The 1007-nt window shown below is 43.7% G+C and carries 2 protein-coding genes; both read right to left on the minus strand.

Going from position 1 to position 1007, the window contains the following annotated elements:
* The coding region (locus COX77_02570) for a hypothetical protein (GenBank protein ID PIZ99079.1) at positions 1 to 303 on the minus strand (303 nt) is incomplete at its 3' end.
* A gap of 92 nt (positions 304 to 395) precedes the next feature.
* On the minus strand, positions 396 to 1007 hold a 612-nt coding region (locus tag COX77_02575), incomplete at its 5' end, for a hypothetical protein (protein ID PIZ99080.1).

Consider the following 1007-nt stretch of genomic DNA (forward strand, 5'->3'; position numbering starts at 1 on the left):
AATTCTTATTTGCCCAATATCAATACGAGCTTCACGCGTACTTTCATTAAATTTGAAGAATAGGTTTTCGCCAGTAAGGTCCTCGCGGCATTCGTGTTCACCGGTTTCAATTTTGCGGCAGACGGCGCTTATGGGCAGGCCATTGCCTTTTTTAAAGATCAGCTTTGTGTTGCCTTTATAGCTATAGAGCACGGCACTTAGGTTCGGACCGTTGCAAATAATATCATTTGAGGCGCCGAAGCTACTGGCCGAGCAAACCAAAATAAGCGCATAAATAGCTGTTTTTAAAGTCTTTTTTAACATATTGCCTCATTATACCCAAAGCTCACGTAGGAAGGCGCCATTGTGAAAAACTTATAGAGGGCCGTCAATAGGTGGGCAGGGGAGATGAAGCTTTATCTCATCTCAAAAAGAGACATTTGCTGATAGTCGCGAAAGATCTCGCTTATTTCTTGGTAACTATAGTCTTGTTCAATTCTCCCAAGTGGAATGTTACCTGGGCGGTGGATGGGCAACTGATAATCATAACCGTAGTCTTCGACCCGATTATCTCTACACCACTCATAAAAGCGCTCACAGTTTGCCCTCATAAATTCTTGTTCATCATCTTTTTGGGGAAAGGCACAAATGACCTCTGAACTAATAACGACTTGATCTCGAACGACTCTATTTTTTATTAAATCGAGATCATTGTCTTTGTAACAATGAAAGAGGCTTTTTCCGACCGTGCAGTAGCCAAGCATGAGGTCTCCGTGGCGCAGCTCGAGGGTTTTTGCCATGTGGTCAGCGCTATCCATTGGAGTGGTAACGGTCTCCTTCAAAAGAAAGATTAGATACTGTGTGAAGACTCCTGAGTTAAGTGCACCAATGTTCTGTTCGATCTGATGAATCAGCACATTTAGCTCTCGCAAAGAGTTTGTCGTAGGTGTCCCTGTCTGCTCTCCTTGGAGTTGCTCTTCGTATTCATGAAATTTGAGGTGGAGGTAGTTGAGGCGCTCTTGGGAAAG

The organism is Candidatus Komeilibacteria bacterium CG_4_10_14_0_2_um_filter_37_10, assembly GCA_002793075.1.
In the GTDB taxonomy this organism is placed as follows: Bacteria; Patescibacteriota; Patescibacteriia; order UBA1558; family UBA1558; genus UM-FILTER-37-10.